This window comes from Algoriphagus winogradskyi, assembly GCF_900182815.1.
GTDB lineage: Bacteria > Bacteroidota > Bacteroidia > Cytophagales > Cyclobacteriaceae > Algoriphagus > Algoriphagus winogradskyi.
In genome coordinates, this window is the sequence record NZ_FXUA01000003.1 from 63,702 (window position 1) to 80,797 (window position 17,096).

At 39.1% G+C, this 17,096-nt stretch carries 13 protein-coding genes; all 13 read right to left on the reverse strand.

All coding sequences use genetic code 11. The annotated features are described in order from the left end of the window. Positions 1-431: 431 nt before the first annotated feature. Positions 432-1,670 (reverse strand): glycosyltransferase family protein, encoded by a 1,239-nt coding sequence (locus tag QOL76_RS08855; RefSeq protein WP_283412596.1) that lies wholly within the window; start codon positions 1,668-1,670, stop codon positions 432-434. After that, positions 1,667-2,845 carry a glycosyltransferase family 4 protein gene (locus QOL76_RS08860; protein ID WP_283412597.1) on the reverse strand — a complete coding sequence of 393 codons (1,179 nt, stop codon included), beginning with the start codon at positions 2,843-2,845 and terminating at the stop codon, positions 1,667-1,669. Before QOL76_RS08860 ends, QOL76_RS08855 begins: the two co-directional genes overlap by 4 nt. Then, positions 2,842-4,206, reverse strand: a complete 1,365-nt coding sequence (locus tag QOL76_RS08865) for an oligosaccharide flippase family protein (protein WP_283412598.1) — start codon at positions 4,204-4,206, stop codon at positions 2,842-2,844. Before QOL76_RS08865 ends, QOL76_RS08860 begins: the two co-directional genes overlap by 4 nt. A gap of 272 nt (positions 4,207-4,478) precedes the next feature. After that, positions 4,479-5,201, reverse strand: a complete 723-nt coding sequence (locus tag QOL76_RS08870; RefSeq protein ID WP_283412599.1) for a WecB/TagA/CpsF family glycosyltransferase — start codon at positions 5,199-5,201, stop codon at positions 4,479-4,481. A gap of 9 nt (positions 5,202-5,210) precedes the next feature. Next, positions 5,211-6,314 (reverse strand): glycosyltransferase family 4 protein, encoded by a 1,104-nt coding sequence (locus QOL76_RS08875; protein WP_283412600.1) that lies wholly within the window; start codon positions 6,312-6,314, stop codon positions 5,211-5,213. A 447-nt stretch (positions 6,315-6,761) separates the two neighbouring features. After that, on the reverse strand, positions 6,762-7,973 hold the full coding sequence (locus QOL76_RS08880; RefSeq protein ID WP_283412601.1) for a glycosyltransferase family 4 protein: 1,212 nt from the start codon (positions 7,971-7,973) through the stop codon (positions 6,762-6,764). 25 nt (positions 7,974-7,998) lie between these two features. Next, positions 7,999-9,129 (reverse strand): glycosyltransferase family 4 protein, encoded by a 1,131-nt coding sequence (locus QOL76_RS08885; protein WP_283412602.1) that lies wholly within the window; start codon positions 9,127-9,129, stop codon positions 7,999-8,001. Beyond that, positions 9,129-10,064: a glycosyltransferase family 2 protein gene (locus tag QOL76_RS08890; RefSeq protein ID WP_283412603.1), complete on the reverse strand. Its 936-nt coding sequence runs from the start codon at positions 10,062-10,064 to the stop codon at positions 9,129-9,131. Before QOL76_RS08890 ends, QOL76_RS08885 begins: the two co-directional genes overlap by 1 nt. Before the next feature lie 2 nt (positions 10,065-10,066). Next, on the reverse strand, positions 10,067-11,290 hold the full coding sequence (locus QOL76_RS08895) for an O-antigen ligase family protein (protein WP_283412604.1): 1,224 nt from the start codon (positions 11,288-11,290) through the stop codon (positions 10,067-10,069). A 71-nt stretch (positions 11,291-11,361) separates the two neighbouring features. Then, the gene (locus QOL76_RS08900; RefSeq protein WP_283412605.1) at positions 11,362-12,513 is read right to left on the reverse strand and encodes a glycosyltransferase family 4 protein; all 1,152 of its coding nucleotides are present in this window, start codon (positions 12,511-12,513) and stop codon (positions 11,362-11,364) included. Beyond that, on the reverse strand, positions 12,503-13,747 hold the full coding sequence (locus tag QOL76_RS08905) for a glycosyltransferase (RefSeq protein WP_283412606.1): 1,245 nt from the start codon (positions 13,745-13,747) through the stop codon (positions 12,503-12,505). The genes QOL76_RS08900 and QOL76_RS08905 overlap by 11 nt, the downstream gene beginning before the upstream one ends. A 39-nt stretch (positions 13,748-13,786) precedes the next feature. Further along, positions 13,787-16,225: a tyrosine-protein kinase gene (locus QOL76_RS08910; RefSeq protein WP_283412607.1), complete on the reverse strand. Its 2,439-nt coding sequence runs from the start codon at positions 16,223-16,225 to the stop codon at positions 13,787-13,789. A 6-nt stretch (positions 16,226-16,231) separates the two neighbouring features. Then, on the reverse strand, positions 16,232-17,068 hold the full coding sequence (locus QOL76_RS08915; protein ID WP_283412608.1) for a polysaccharide biosynthesis/export family protein: 837 nt from the start codon (positions 17,066-17,068) through the stop codon (positions 16,232-16,234). Positions 17,069-17,096: the final 28 nt, after the last annotated feature.

Below are 17,096 nucleotides of genomic sequence, written 5' to 3' on the forward strand. Positions count from 1 at the left end.
AATTTTGTTCTGGATTTCACACCTAAAAATGACTGGATCTTATCTGCCCTACAGACTGTCCCAAGCCTAAAATCTTCTACTGGAAGATTTTTAAACGGCTTGAACTCTCAGGAGCTAAGTCATTTTCTTAACGGTGTTCAACCCATTACAAAACCGAAAATCCCGCAAGGCTCACCCATCCGGATGATAGCCTCCGGAAACCATCATCAGAAACAGATAAATAGTAAACTCCATTAAAATCGCGGTAATACCGAAATAAATAGTAGAGCTGAGTGTCAAGAAGGGGAAGAGTATAGGAAGTAAATCAGGAGTAACTTTATTATCTACTCCCCTATTCTACTTCAAAACAGGTCGCAGGGAAGCTGTTCCTATCGGTGGAACCTGGGTAATAAATAGGCAGTTGCTGTTAACTGCATGTCAAAGCGAGGCTGTTAACTCCGGATACTTTTCGGTTGGATGATAGAGGAGAAAATCCTAGCATACTGTGCGACAATTTGGGCAGGGTTAACTTCCGACCAAAGCTTGTTATCTGGCTCTGGAAGGGCATGTTTGGGGAATTCCTGTAGAATCTTCTCCAATCCATTTTCTATCTCAGGCTGATTGGTGTTATCGAAAAGATGAAAGCCTTTTTGATTTGCAAAATAATTGGCTGTAACACCATTTTTAGGCGAAAGTGCAATAATGGGCTTTTTCAAAGAGGCGTAATCAGAAAGTTTACTGAGCATTAGAATACCTTCAGGGTATTGGGCTTCAAGGATCAAGAGAAAATCAAACTGAACTAGCTTCTCAATCATCTCTGAATAACCAAGAGGATTGTGTACGAAAATACAGTTCTCTAACCCCAACTTTGGAATAGCACTCAACAATTTCTCCTGAACCATTCCAAATACATGGAGTTCAAATTTCAATCCTTTTTTTGCTAGGGAATGCAGGGATTCTAACAACAAATCCAGTTGGATATTATCGAGCATATTGCCGGCATGGACAATTCTCGGTATTTCGCCCACCTGATGAGTTAAGGCAAAATCAGGGTAAAAACCTATATGTGGTATAATCTCAGTTGCTGCAGTTAGACCTTTAAGGTTTGTCTTTAAGTAATGCTCTAGTAATTGGCTGGAAGGGAAAGTATTTAATGTAGCTGAACTAAAAGCTCTTCGCGAGATCAATTTAAAAAAGAAGGAGGCTTTTCTTGAGACTTTGTGTCCTAAAGGTCGAATATCATCCGTAGGGTCATTCCAGTTGGAGACAACGGGGACATTCCAGGCTTTGCCTAGTCTCAAACCTAATAAGTGAGGAAAAAGAGATGGCATTCTGGTCATAATTAGATCAAAGCCTTTCTCTTGGTGGAGTTTGGTGGCAAGTTTCTCAGCTTCCAGTCCCCAGCGAATACCTTCTACCGGTAATTTGTATCTCAGTATTCCCTTGAGTGAGGAGGAAATCTTACTAAGCTTGGATATTTTGCCAGAGCTAGGATAATACACTTGATGTTCAAGTGATTTCCACAATCCAGACCATGCGTCATTATACACTATGGTGGCTGGGCGGGAGATAACATGTACATCATGGCCATTTTCCTTCAAGGCCATTACCAATTTAGCATTAACTAGAGCTTCTGAAAATTCGTAAGGTGGAAAAGCAGTGGTAATAAATAAGATTCTAACTGTTTTCATTTGTATAAGCCTAATCCTCTTAGGATTTTTCTGAATGGCCTTATTAAAATTAAAGGTAGGTTGGTGAAATCTTCTAAAATTTCGATTTCAAGTCTGCCAGACCTTTGCGGGTCTGGAGATTTTAACGCCAGGTCTATTATTTGTTGGTAAGCATGCATCATCACCTTCAAGGAGAAATTCTTCTGAATAGAATCAACTGCATTTTCGCTAATTTCTTTTACCAATTCTTGATTTGGGTAAAGCGCTAAAATATAGTCTGCAAACTCAGAAATATTCCCAGGCTCCGCTAAAAAACCATTTTTTCCGTGCGTCACAATAACGTCCGTCTGACCGGGAAGACGGTATGCAAAAGGTATCAGGCCGTTAAGCATGGCTTCTTTAAGTACTAGGGCTCCACTTTCAAATTTCGACGGGAAAATCAAGTATTTATAGTGAGATAAGGTATCATGAACCTTCTCGGGGTCTAGTTCACCTTTCAAGCTTATGTTTCCTTCAAGCCCAAAGCTTCGAATCTTATTTCTCAGCGCTTCTTCATGCGTACCTGATCCATAAATATCAAGTTGAACCTCCGGGAAATTTTCAGAAACGATCTTCATAATCTCAGGAATATCCATCACACCCTTTTCAAAATCATTTAATCTCCCCAAGTAGACAAACTCCTTCGTTTTGAGCGTAGATGGTTGAGAGATATTCTCCGTATCCAGGCAATTAGGAACGACATGAATCATTCCCTGTGGCACAGCATATTCCTTAGTCAGGCGTTCTGCCAGGATTGGATTGACACAAAGGATATTTTGAATCTGAGAAATATTGAACGATGCATTGTAAAGCATGGATTCTAAATCCCCATGAACTATCGGGAAGACGCGTGTAGCGGGTGGAAGAAATCCCAAAATACTGTGCGCGTATTGCACATCATTTAAAAAAAGGAGTCTATACTCCTTTAGCTTATTCAGAATTCGAAAGGCATGTTTCTTTTTACTTTCCCATTGACTGGGCAGCACTTGCTCTACTTGCAAGCCCATGGACTGAAACTTTTCGCTCCACTCCCCTTTCTTCATGATTTCTATGATTGTAGGCTGGTACCCATGAGCTAGAAGGCCTTGATACAGATTTAGGATTACCCGCTCAACGCCACCTATATTTAATGCATAGGTTACAATGCCTACTTTCAAATTATCTGGGTTTGGAGTTTTGATTTTCTATAATAGCTACGATAAACCAAAAATAGAATAATTAGATAGAGCACAAAAGCAATCAGTCTGGAGATGACCAATCCCATAGATGAGTACGAGAGAAGTGCGAAAGTAAGTCCTATAAATGTAATACTCCAGGCGGCAAAGACCAGTAGGCTGGTCCACAATCTACCGCTCGCTACAAGGACATTGTTCAGAACTATACAGAGGGATTGCGGGATGAGTGTAAATACCGAGACGAAAATCAGAATCCCTACACCGGTATATTCTACGCCATATATTTTTCCTATAGATTCTCCAAAAATCAAAAAGATGATACTGATAGGAATGAATATAGCCAAAATCGTCGCAGAGGCATTTTTGACAATGCGGTTTACCTTTTGGTATTCTTTTTTCGCCCATAAGTCAGAGAAAATCGGCAAGAAGCTGCTGACCAAAATATAGGTGATAAAAATAAGCACATTAAACCATTGGTTGGCCACATTGAAATCTGCTAAATCATCATAGCCTCCCTCCTTATTTGTTGCCAACAAGGACATGGTGTACCAATTCGTCGGAAAAATCAATAGACCGGACAGAAGTGAAGGAAGACTGTAATTGAAGAGGATTTTATATTCTTTCAATGCCCCAGCAAACATGATTTTCAGCTGGGAGCGCTTAAGTAATTTCCTGATGAGGTAAAAAGTAGCCAAGTAGGTGACAAAGGGCTCTATTGTCATCCCTAATACTGCACCATAGAATCCAAACCAATAAGTGAGTGCTATTTTCATTATGGTCAGCGTGATACCGAGCAAGATCCCCAAAAAGGAATTTTCCTTGAATGCTTCAAGACCATTGATCACTCCGTATTGTGCGCCATTCAGGGAACCAAACAACATGCCTGTAGCCATAAGACGAAGGCTACCCTCCAAATGCGGGGCATTCAGGGAGTTTGTTGCCAACATTCCAGCAGTAAGCTGTACTATGGTGAAAATCAATAAGCCCATGGTGGCAGAAAACAGGAATGATAAGCCTATTATTCTCCCTGCCTTGGGTCTATCTAGGTCACGAAACTCGGCAATATGCTTAGTAGCAGTCTGAGAAATACTGAAGGTAGTGAACATACCAAACATGGCGATGGTACTATTCAGCATTCCAAATTCCCCATACGCTTCTTTGCCTATGAGCCGAATAATTATGACTGTACCTATAAATGAAACTCCTTTGCTGAAAAAATTAAGTATAGCATTCCAGAAGGAGCCTCTAAGTATCCTTTTAAATAATTCAGAAGAAAATGCCTTCTCAAGAAGGGAATGTACTTTTGGATAAGCGCGAAACTTATCAATCCATTGGTTATTCATCTATAATTCAGGATTGAGCTATTTAAGCATATCCAGGTTTATTTTTTGTGATTTTACGCTTCTTTGTCCGTAACATTTGCTTAGCCAAATAGCCGCTGCATGCTTCGACAAGCTCAGTAACCGTGCTCGGCCACCGGGTATTGTTTGTGAAATGTTGAGGTATGTGCAAGAAGTCATTTTCCAATAACTGAAAAAAGCTTTCCCTATACTAAATATCCTAGCCAGTTCTATTTGACGACTGTTATGGTCAAGTGTCATTCCGTAACAGGTAATTAGGAGGATGTTGAAAATTTGGAAGAAATAAGATAGAGCAAAAACTTAGGGCTGGAGATAAACGTTCTTCTCCACAATCTTTTTGGTTCGTTGAGCAATCGGGGTAACCATTCCAGTCCCAAGTCTATCCATATTTTACTTGGTCTTTTGACATTACCTGAATAAAAATCGAACACTGCTCCTATGGAACAAATTACTTCAACATCTAAGGAATCTTTATTCTGGTGGACCCACTTTTCCTGCTTCGGAGCAGTCATCCCTACAAACAAAATCTGTGGTTTAACCTTATTGATGATTTGGTGGATCTGGGCATTATCCTGGTCATCCATCAAAGGCTTAAATGGAGGGCTGTAGCAGTGAAACTCTATATTTGGATAGTCTGATTGCAGTCTAAGCTGAATTTTTTGAAGTGTACTGTCAGTAGATCCAAGGTAAAACACCTTGCCGCTCTGCTTATTCAGCAACTCAAGAAAATGTAAATGCAAGTCGTAGCCTGCTACTTTCCGAATTTTGGCGCCATACATGAATCTGCTAGCCCATACTATACCCACACCATCTGGAAGTAGGATATCCGAACTAGTGAGTGCCTGCTTAAACTCGGGATCTTCTTCAGCTATACAATAGGAATGCGGGTTAATAGTATTAATAACAAATTTACTGTCCTCATTCCATGAGGTAGGTAATTGGGTTTGTATTACATAATCTTTAAACCTGATTTCCATATCTTAAACCTACTGTTCTTTTAAAACGATTTGCTCAATATTTCTAAGAAAATTTTGCTCAAATTTCTCTAATGTGAATTCTTGACTAAAATCCTTCCGGGCAGCTTTTCCTAACAAAGATCTCATTTCTTTATTATATAGCAATTTTCTGATTACCAAAGACAAGTTTTGGGGATCTTTTGATTTTATAATCAACCCATTTTCCTCATTTCTAATAATAGAAGGAATTCCTCCTTCAGTGGTGGTGATAATAGGAAGTCCAAAAGCCATCGCTTCCAATAGTACTAAAGGGAAGCATTCTTTACGATAATAAGTAGGAAATACGAAGATATCTGAAGACTGGATTAGTTGAAGTTTTTCGCTTCCGTAGCGTTTCCCCAAAAAATTGATTTGTTCCTTGATATCAAGCAAGGCAATCTCTTCCAGCAATTCCTTTTCAGAAATATCACCATCTCCCCCGACTATATCGCATTGTACAGGAATGTTATCTTTTTTCAATAATGCAATGGCCTGAAGTAAATCAAAGATTCCTTTCTCCCGGATAAGATTTGAAAGGAAAAGTAACTTTAGTGGTTCGTTACTTTCTTTGGATACTAATTCTTGGTAAGGATCAGGAATGCCGTTGGGGCATATATAAAGCCTCTCTCTTCCCACATATTTACAAATGTCTGCATATAATTCCTCTGCTAAGAGAATGACATAGGTATTGTTAAAAAACCTACGGTATAGCCAGTTATCGACCTTAGAGTCTTGGTAATTACTAGCTCCTTTATTATGAAAATGAGCGATAAATTTGCCTGAAAACAGCTTGCAAATCATGGCTAATGGCCAATCCTTATAAAACCCCATCCCTCCTGCTGTAGGGGTCATGTAGGTAAAATGGGGCCGTATCAGGATTAACTGAATTAACACTTTGAAGAAAAGTGAAACTATTCTCAGGTACTTGGCAATTCCTTGCCCTCCGATTTCATCTACAGAGGTAGATGTGTTCAGGTTGATATAAGTAATACTAAAAGCTTGGTTGATTACTTTACTATCCTGAATATACTTCCCCATCATTGAAGCTCCATGGACTGGAGGCGGTATTGATAGAAGAAATAGTGCTTTTTGCATTTTTGCTAATTCAAATCGGGCTGCAAAGATAGCACAATAATGTGGCGAGCCCGAATAAGATTTTAAAACTGAAGGTGTTTAGAAATTTCCTGAAAAAACATTAGCCCTCCAAAGCTAGGTAAGGCATACATGAACTTACCCTTACCACAATAGAAAACTAGTAGTTGCTTTGTTGCTTGTACCCTGAATTTAGTGGAAAAGCAAGTTGGGCTTTAAGCTAAATATCCGATAAGAAAATGTGACTTCTATTTACCACTGCTTCATTTTTCTTCAGAGATTCCAGCCTTCCTACATTTTATATAGGATTTATCTTTGTCACTTTTTGGCGATCAAAAAGTAACCATCCCCTAAGGCTCACCCATCCGGATGATAGCCTCCGGAATCCATTCATAAATAAACCAGGAGTAAACTCCATTAGAATCGTGGTAGAACCACAATTATTCACCTCTACTTAGCTTTTGAATTGGCATGGTAATCATCGACCACTTGCTGATAATAGGAAATAAATTGAGGGACAATTTTTTTATCGGAAAAGCTTTCAATCACCTGCTGGACGGCATTTTTTGATATTCTGCTTTTTTCCGGAAGGGGTAAATTCAGCACTTTTTCTATCAGGTGGGACAGGGTAACAGCATCTTTAGGTTGGATTAAAAATCCAGTTTCCTGATCATCGATTAATTCACTCATTCCCCCTTCAGCACTGCCAATTACCAATGCGCCGGAGAACATAGCCTCTAAAGTAACCAAACCTAAGGCTTCCCAATGGGAAGGAAAAACAGCAATGCTATGTGACTCATAGATGGTGTTTAATTCTTTTTTTGTGATATGCCCCAAGAATTCACACCATTTCTCGTCTTTTAATTCCTGCTGGAGATTTTTGCCATAGCCACCCAATTTACCTGCAATGGTCAAGGTGAGATCAATGCCCTTACTTTTAAGGATCTTGCAGGCTTCCACCAGTTCTCCTACACCTTTTTCATACGAAACAGTCCCAACGAAAAGGATCTTGGTCGAAGCCAAGGACTCTTCTGTGCGCTGAAATTGCCACTTTTTGAGATTGATAGGATTGTAGAGTACGTTGATTTTATCGGCTGGAATATTGAAATATTTGGATGTCCAATCTTTCAGGCTATATGAGCATGAGGTAAGATAATCTGCGCTTGACAACACCCTCTTTTCAAAATAGCCTGTGAAAAAATTAGGTATAAGTTTCGGCCTAAATTTAAAGACACCACCATTATTCCGATCGAGCAAACTAGATGTTTGTAATCTATAAACAACGGGAAAATCAAAGTTTTTGAAAAAGACAGACTCAGCTCCAAATTCAGATACTTCCAGTACATCTACGTTTTTCAGCTTTAGGACTTCACGTAAAACTTTTAAGCGATAGGAGAAGAAGCGGAAGAAAATCCTGAACTTCTTCATGGTAATCATACCTGGTTCGACCTGCGGAATGATAAAGTCCCCACCCTCTAAATTTATTTTTGTGAAATTGCCTTCAACCTCAATTGAATTTGTTCTAGTATCATCTGAGGCAGTAATTAACGTCACTTGATGTCCATGATCCAATATCATAGAGATAAGATCGTGAAGATAAGTAGCAATGCCTCCTCCCCTTTTGGAGTTATGATATTCCCTTGATACAAAAACTATATGCATGATTTATATACGTCGTTCTAAGATATTACTTATGATTAAGAATACCAGATGCTATTCTATTTGCCACTTTTTTGGGTGAGTACTCTGCCTCAATTTCTATAGATACTTCTCCCATTTTCTGAAGATTTTGAGAATGGAAAAAATCCAACATTTCGAGAATTGAACTCTGTTGGAGTACATCAAAGACTTTACCATTCACACCGTCTTTGACTAGTTCGGGGTAGCAGCCATTATAAATTGTAGTAGCTACGGGTAATCCGCACGCCATGGCTTCCGGAACAACCAAACTCCAATTATCTTCCAAAGTAGGCATGACAAATACATCAGCAGAGGAATAATACTCATGAATATGGTCATAGTCCACGTGTCCAAGAATCTTAATAGACTCTGTAGATGAGTACAACTCTTCTATTTGAGTTTTCAATTCCCCATCACCGATAAGTACCAAAGTATCATCCGGGTGGGTGCGAGCGTGGATGAGCCAAGCCTCACAGAGCTCCAGAATTCCTTTTCTATGGATGAATTGGCCTACAAATAAATAGTTTAATCCGGATGGCTTCACCTCTGAATTATTTTCTGCAAGATTATCGGTACGTTTAGCAAGGTTGGCGCTATCTGCAGACATACAGCCTTCGATAATGGGTTTAGTACCTGCATTGATATCCGTTTTGAGGTAATTAGTGGTCAAGCTCCCATTTGCTAAATACCCATCAACAAATTTGCTGACCAAGTTTCGGTATTTTTTCCTCCAGTAAGGGCAATTACGTTCGGTATGGTGAGTTCGTTCATAAGCAATCCATAAAGGGATGTTATTGGTTTTGGCATAAAAAGCCACTAAAGGTGTCCATTGAAAGAACCCTTCAGCTATCACTATATCCGGCTTAATTTCTTTGATTGCTTTCAGCAAACCACGCTGAATAGGGACTTGAACCCCTTGATTGGAGAATTCCCCAAGTTTACCAAAGTTCAGAAAACGCTCTCCTTCCATACCATGAGAATTTGGTCCCAGGGCCTTTTCGACTTTTCCAATAACCCTCTCCGGGATGCGGTTTTTAGAGTATAGCAGATGAAAATCACCTTTCAAGCGCTTATTCAACTCCTGATAAAGTGGGACTCTGTAATCTAAAAAGGAGGGATTAACCCAAAGTACTCTCATTAACCTGATTGATAAATTTTAGAAATAAGCTTTTTGGAAATAGGAACAGGCAATATAGAAATACCTAGAAGTATGATCAATTTAAAACGTTCACCAGAATAGCTATAGGACTGGAGTAATTTTCTGCGTGCATGGGAGTTTTTTCCAACTTCAAGAAGTAATATACCTTTATTTTTCAACCATCGACCAAGGTAAAGGCTATAGCCTACTTTGCCTGCTTGCAGTGCAAAAGGCAGCAGTTCAAGCATCTCCCTTCCTACAGGATCATTATCAGTTTCGCGCAAGGTAGAGGCACCTTCATTAGCGCTATGGAAGATGTACTTACCCAAAGGTCGGGTGGAATAAGCTAATTGATGACGAAGCATCAATCGGGTCCAGGTAATCAGATCTTCTCCAGACTTTATCCCCACAGGGAATCCACCTACTTTAACCAGAGCTTCCTTATGAATAGCAATGGCCGAGGAATTAATAGGTGGATGAGATGCTGCCGCTACCTGGAAGTAATTTTCTACTACTCCTTGGTTCTCTTTAAATTGGATATGATTGATGGTAGCCGTCTCAGTTTTACCTGAGAGGTAGAAAAAGGTATAGGAAGTAGCAAGAACTCTCTCTTTAGGAAAAAGCCTATTTAAATATCTGATTTCTTTTAAGAACTCCTCGTCCCATTGATCGTCCGCATCCAAAAAAGTAACCCATTCATAAGATGCCTCTTCTACTCCTCTATTTCTTGCTGCAGAGACTCCCTGATTAGACTGGCATATCAAGCGAATCAAAGGGTTGCTCAGCTGTCTCACCAACTCTCTGGAAGAATCCTGACTTCCATCATCGACCACTATCACTTCATCAGGCTTTTCGATCTGATTGAAAACAGAATTAAGTGTCTGCAATATTGTGTCCTCTTTATTGAATAAAGGGATAATCAAGGAGATCTTCATCGTTATAAATAAGCAAGCCCTCTTTTGCTTGCAGAATAGGTAATACCAATCATTGCAAAGAAATAATTGGGAAAGAATATTGTGTATTTAAGAATATTATCTGAATACATGAAGAATAAAAACCCAACGAAGAGCGTGAGGGTAGAACCGATCAGCACCTTAAAAAGGGGAATAGTATCTTGAATATAGAACTTCATCAACTGAATAAAGGTAACAGCAAATCCAGCTAAAAGGCATATTAAGCCAAGCCAACCGTAATTATACCGTACTGATAGGTAATCATTATGTGCTTCGGCTGAATCCTCTCCAGCCAATTCACTTAAAACAGCATTGTCCGATCTAGGACCGTTTCCAAAAATGGGATTTTTGGCTAAGCCAGGCTCCAATCCTAACTGCCAGGCTGTTCTTCCGTTTGTATTAAGCCCACTACTACTCTCATAATAGTTGATACTCAAGTCAGAAATCTCTCCTTTGCCATCGTAAAAGGTTTTCTTTTGAAAGGATTCAGAGCTAAAAACTATGGCAAACATGACCAAACCTAGGAGCGCATATGGGATTTTGGAAGAAATACTTTCATTAGAAAAGTGAATTACAAAAGAAGAAACAAATACCAAAATGGCCATTCGAGTTACAGACAAAAATGGCATCAGGAATAAGATCAGGAATATTATCAAGTATTTTTTATCACCAAATACGTAATATACACCAAGGGAGACGGTGGCCATCACATACAGCAGCATAGGAGTAGAAGCCATGTGAGGAGAATATCCCGTAAGGACTTTATATACCACAAATAACAAAAACACAATAATTATCAGCCTTGCAAACTGCTGAAACATCCAAAACAATTTAGGCCAGGAGTAAGTAAAGGAGGAAGCGACTATACCTATAATGATAGGAAGAACATATTGAATGGTTAGCTGTAATCCTATAATTGAAAAATCAACGGATAGGGCTATAATCAGGTAAAGTATCCAGAAGATCCAATTTACAAGAGGGAACATTGGCCTATCACTCATGGAAAACAATAGGTAGATAGAAACCAACAAGCAGATAATCCAAGAAATCCCAGTCCAGTTGAATCCGAAAAATAATCCTGGAAGTATAGGGATTATCGAAGTCAAATAAGGAAGAAAAGAACAGAAAAACAGTGTGTTAAATAACAGTTTAAAGTTCTTATCCGGGATTTCCGTCCTAATACTGAAAAAGGTTATTAACTGTTCCATTCAGAGGAAAATAATATTGCTGAGTTGTAGCGTTTCAAATGAGGTTTAATAATGCGCAATTTAGAAGGAAATCATGATGAATTAGACATTAAACTGTAAAGCTTCCCAATACTTTTATGGTAATCCTCAAAATCAAAACGGCTTTTAATAGACTCCTTTGCTGCCCGGGCCAATTTCATTCTTAGGTCTGAATCCTGAATAAGGAGCAACATATTTTCCATCAGAAGTTGGGAATTTCCCACGGGGAACAGCAAACCAGTTTCACCATGTGTGATCACTTCAGCCAGCCCAAAGGAATCTGATGCGATGACTGGTTTTCCCACGTACATAGCTTCAGCAGCATATAAGCCAAAGGCTTCAAAGCGAGAGGGCACTACTACAATATCCAGGTTTGAAGTATTGGGTACTACCTCAAGCGGAGGTAATTTCCCCAGGAATTGGACATCTTCAGTCAATGCTAACTCCTGCACTAGGTTCCGTAATCTATTTTCATCCTCTCCTTCCCCGTATATAAGCAGCTCCATGTTTGCGCTAGACTCTTTACGAAGGAGGGAAAAGGCATGTATTAATACATCCACTCCTTTTACATAATTAAGCCTACAGACGGTTCCAATCCGAATTTTCTTGCTTGGGCTTGCTACGTGTAGCTGGGAAAGTTGAAAATCTATCTGTTCCGTATCCAGTGAATTGTAGATAGTGCAGTGTTTAGGTGCTTTAGTATAGGACTTTTTTAGAGAAAAAAGGTGACTATCACCAAACCAAGACTTCTCTGTGCTGAGGGATACAGAAAGAAAGGTAGTACAAGCAAAAGAGGCAACGTTCAATATTAAGCCTGAAAATCTACCGTGCGAAGCTGTTTTGGGTTGATGGACAGTGGCTAGCACTTTCTTTATTCTTGCTAATCTGGCTGAGACAATTGGTAGGGCCCCAGGTGCTACGTACTGCACATGAAATATATCGAAGTTGTATTCCCTTAGTTTGGATGCCAGTGATCGTATAAAAGAGAGTGCTCCTATAGCTCTATCCCATTTCAATAGTGTGACTGTGGCTCCGAGATTTTCGAATTGTATGACCATTAAAGGATCATACTCAAAGTAACAGATCACATTCACCTGATAATCATCCAGAATCAGGGACCTCACAAGGTTCAAGGTTTGGATCTCTGTGCCTCCCACTAATAAGCAGGGAATCCCTACACCTACATTTACTGCTTTATTGGACAAGGCTTTTCAATAAATCTGATAAAATAATTGTCTGATTTTTTCGGGTAAAGAATTCCGGATTAGAATCAACTTTCGTGGGCCAATTACCTTTTCGATAAGCTTCCACAGCAGCGAGCAGATAAGCTTTCATTGCTTTGACAGAACTAATTGCAACGCCAAAGTGATGAGTCTCTATAAGTTCTTGCAATTCTGCCCCATCCCCTGGAACGCAAACAATTGGTTTTTGCACCCCTGCATATTCGAAAAACTTGGTCGTTAAAACTCCTTCTCTTCCCTGATTAGTAATAAGCAATAGGGCCTGGCTACTTTTCATAATTTCCACTACTTGGTCCATAGAAACCCGGGGAAAGAACTGAACAAATTTTTTATTTTCATCCGTAAGATAGCCCGATAATTTTCCTTGGTCCACGCCGTAAAAATTAATCTTGAGATCATTGCTGCCTAACTCCCCTTCTTCAGATAACTCAGAAAGTGCCTGAAACAAAATAGCTGGGTTGTGATACCAATCATTCAAAATCCTTCCGAGATAAGAGATAGTGAAAGTTGAATCGAGGATATCTGTGGTTTCGGAGTGTGTAGGATTAAAAATTGCATCATCATATCCATTGTAGATGACTTCTGTTCTTTTACTCAACTTATCCTCTAAGATTTTTTTATGGAATTGAGAAACAGTGGTGATCAAATCTGCCTTTCTATTGGTAAAATGCCTCCTCCAAAGCATTCTGATGAGATGGACTTTTTCTTGAAGAGATCGTTTGTCAGCTTTTTCCTGTTCATAGATATCCCTGAAGTCAACTACAAATTTGCATGAGGCTTTGTGGGCAAGCATTTCACCAAGTGTAACTCCCCATTGGTCAGGAACAGAAGCCAGAATTATATCGAAATTTTGAGTTTTAATTAATTCCTCACCAATGGGAATTGCTAGATCTAGGAAGCCGGGAGGTGAGGAATACTCAGGGTAGAAAAAGTCTCGAAACGTTCCAGTCCAATTCCTTTTACCGATATATTCATGCTCCGATGGGTTAGTAATTCTAATAATTTTATCCTGAAGGGATGGAGGTAAATCGACCTGCATCCCAGAATCCATCACAGGATCTTCTGTAGGGATCACTCTAGTGATCACCCAAACCTCCCAACCCAAGAGGGTAAGGTATTTTGCAAACATGGTGGTACGCACTCCTCCTACAAATGCCTGAGGAGCGAAAGAGGGACTAATAATTAAAATCTTACCCAAAACCGTGTTAACAATTCTAAATCAAGATGAGAAATGCTTTTACTTCTTCTTCCCAAGAAGACGGCCAAGTGTCCCTGGTTTATCATCCTGATAGTATCCATAATCCTTTCCATATCCATAGCCATAACCATAGCCATAGCCATAGCCATATCTATGATCCACCTGGAAGTCATTAAGGACAGTATAGATTTTCTTCAACTCTTCCTTCTCTCTAAGGCTTTCTACAACCTTGATGTTTGATTTTTCAGAGTATTTATGTCTGAATACAAAAATATTAATGTCAGAATATTTAAAGAGTTCCTTAGTCTCAGACACCAAACCAACCGGAGGGCAATCCATCACTACTATATCATAGGTCTCTTTAATTTCCACCATCATTTTGGCAAAAGAATCCTGAAGGATAAGTTCTGCTGGATTTGGAGGAACAGAACCGGAAAGCAGAATGTCCAAATTCTCGAAATTGCTACTTTTAACAGCATCTCTCCAATCCATTTTCTTACTTAGCACTGTACTAATCCCCACTTTGTTTTCCATCCCAAAGTCATCGGCAATTTTAGGTTTCCTTAAATCCAATCCCATTAGTAAGACTTTTTTACCTGACAGGGCATATACTGAAGCCATATTAATGGCGCAGAAAGTCTTTCCTTCACCTGATATGGAAGAAGTGAAGAGGATTACAATTTTACTCTTGTCAGGAATCAAGTAAGACATATCAGATCTAAGTGATCTGAAGGATTCCGTCACCCCAGATTTAGGGCTTTCCAATACAACCCGGGAATGATCTAGATTTCCTTTACCTATTATGCCGAGAAATGGAATGTCTAAGTGTTTTTCAAGGAAACGAGGATCATCTACCTTATTATTAAAATAAGATTTGATAGTTATAAATAAGAAAGGAATGCCTAAGCCCACAAACAAACCTATGATCAAGTTGATCGATTTTTTAGGGAATACTGGAGCCAAACTGGATCTTGCTGAATTCAGTATCGAATTTTTAGGGAAATTAGATGCTTTGGTGATCTCGGCTTCGTAAAGTTTTTCTTGTAGATAAACGTAGATAGACTCATTTATCTCAAACTGTCGCTGGATACCAACCAACTTTCGTTCTGTGGCTGGAAGCTTATTGATCTCCCCGTTTATTCCATTGATACGGGAAGTAAGTTGAGCAATATTGGCTCTAATATTTGAGATTGCAGAATTCACATTCTCTGACAATACTTTTCTTGTGTTCTCGATTTTTAGATTTGCTTCTACTATCGCGGGATTCTGGTCAGAGAAACTAGCTGTAAGTCTGGTCTTTTCTGATTGAAGTTGAATCAAATTGCCCACCAAAGTAGTAAGCAAGTTATTCTCCATATCAGCAATAGATGGAGCCATTAAAGCATCAAAATCTTCTCTATCGAGATACTCTTTCAATTGATTGTAATACCTAAGAGAAATTTCAGCCTTAGCACGTTCATTTTCAAGTTCCAACAAGCTCTCATACACTCTTGAACCTTCCTCACTGAGGTTGAATATTTTGTTGTCTGTACGGTACTGCTGTAATCTATTTTCAAAAAAGGTAAGGGAATCAGTAATTCCACTAAGTTGATTTTGAATAAATAAGATGGTGGCATCTGATGCTCTGTTTTTTTCCGCCAGTTCTCTATCCAGATAGGCATCCATCAGATTATTCAGGTAGTTTTCTCCCCTCTTTCTAATACCTGAATGAAGCGATAAGGCTAAGATCGAAGACTGTTCGTCCACTAATTGAACAGACAAGTCATTTGCCATACCCAAAGCCAAGGATGGGGTATCAATAATTTTAAAGTAAATCTCTTCACCTGGCAATGCTCCTGCATTCTTAATCGTCATTTTACTGAAATCATTGACAATTAAGGAATCAAAATAATATCCACGTTCGAACATGGTCATATTGCTCAAAGTGGTATTATAAAAGGGGTCATTAGGATTGTAAACAGACATTCCATCTTCTGCGACTTCAAGCTGAAATTGCGTGTCATCTATCACAGTAAGCTTAAATAATCCACCTACAATTTGTGGGTGTTTCCAGTCTACTTCCAAAAGTACAGGAGTATTGCCATACACCTGGGTTTTCTGGAAGATCCCATCTCTATAATACGAAACATTAAAATTAAGGTCCTTCAAGGCTTCTTCTGCCAGGAAGAAAGACTTTAAAATCCAGACCTCATTTTGGGTATTCATTTTACTACTCCCAAGCCCCGCAGAGCTAAATAGGTCTGCAGTGATATCAGGCTTTTCTTCGTTGAGAATTATGGTACCCCGAATCTGGTAAACAGGCATCGCGTACTTATTAAAAAGAAACGCAATAGCTACGCAAAGAATGACACTAAACAAAAACCATTTCCAGTATTTTGTATAGTTGATTATAATTGCCCTTAAATCAAATTCTTCATTAGACTTAGAAATTGAAAAAACAGGGTAATTAAACTGATTATTCGACGGAGAAGTAGACATTAAGGATTACTTTGTAAGGTTTAGCACCAAGGCTGCAAAAGTAAATAGTGTGATCAGCAAGGTAAGAGTTTGAGCGGCATTTTCGCCTGCACCTACTTCTCTTACTTTGAGTGGTTCTGCATAGAGCTGATCATTAGGTCGAATGAAATAAAAATCGCTAGTAAGAAGGTCTCGGTCATTCAAATTGACATCATAGATTTCACTTCCATCCGCAAACTGACGAATAAGTTTGATCTGATCTCTATTAGCGAGTACGGTAAGATCTCCGGCATTTGCAATCGCCTCAAAGATTGTCATTCTATCTTGAAGAACCACATATTTTCCGGGAGCACGAAATTCCCCCAATGCACTATATCTAATACCACCCAATTTTACCTTCACAAAAAAGTCTCCTTTGATATAGGTTTTGAGATCATTTCTTATTTGTTCTTTTGCCTCGTCAATGGTAAGATTACCTACGTTGACTTTACCAAGAAGTGGGATATCAATGAATCCATCTCTATCCACTGTGTATCCAGTCATATAATACACATCTCCTCCACCCTGCCCAGGTTGCATTGCCATGGTTTGGGTGCTTTCAAAACTATTCAGGCTAAATCCTTTTCGAAGAATTTCATCATTCGTCAGCACATGCACATCCACAATGTCATTGTACTGAAGACGATAGTCTATCATATGATGAGGTATTCTTTTTCCTAGTGCCAAACTTTCATCATTCTCTTCATTCTGGAGATAAAGCACCTTTTTGTTGGAAATGCAGGAAGTAATTAATCCGAAAAAGCAAATAATTAAAAGTATCCTATAGGCATAATTTGCTCTAGAGAAATGGTTTGAGTTATTCATATTTATAAATGTGTAACAAATTTGAGTG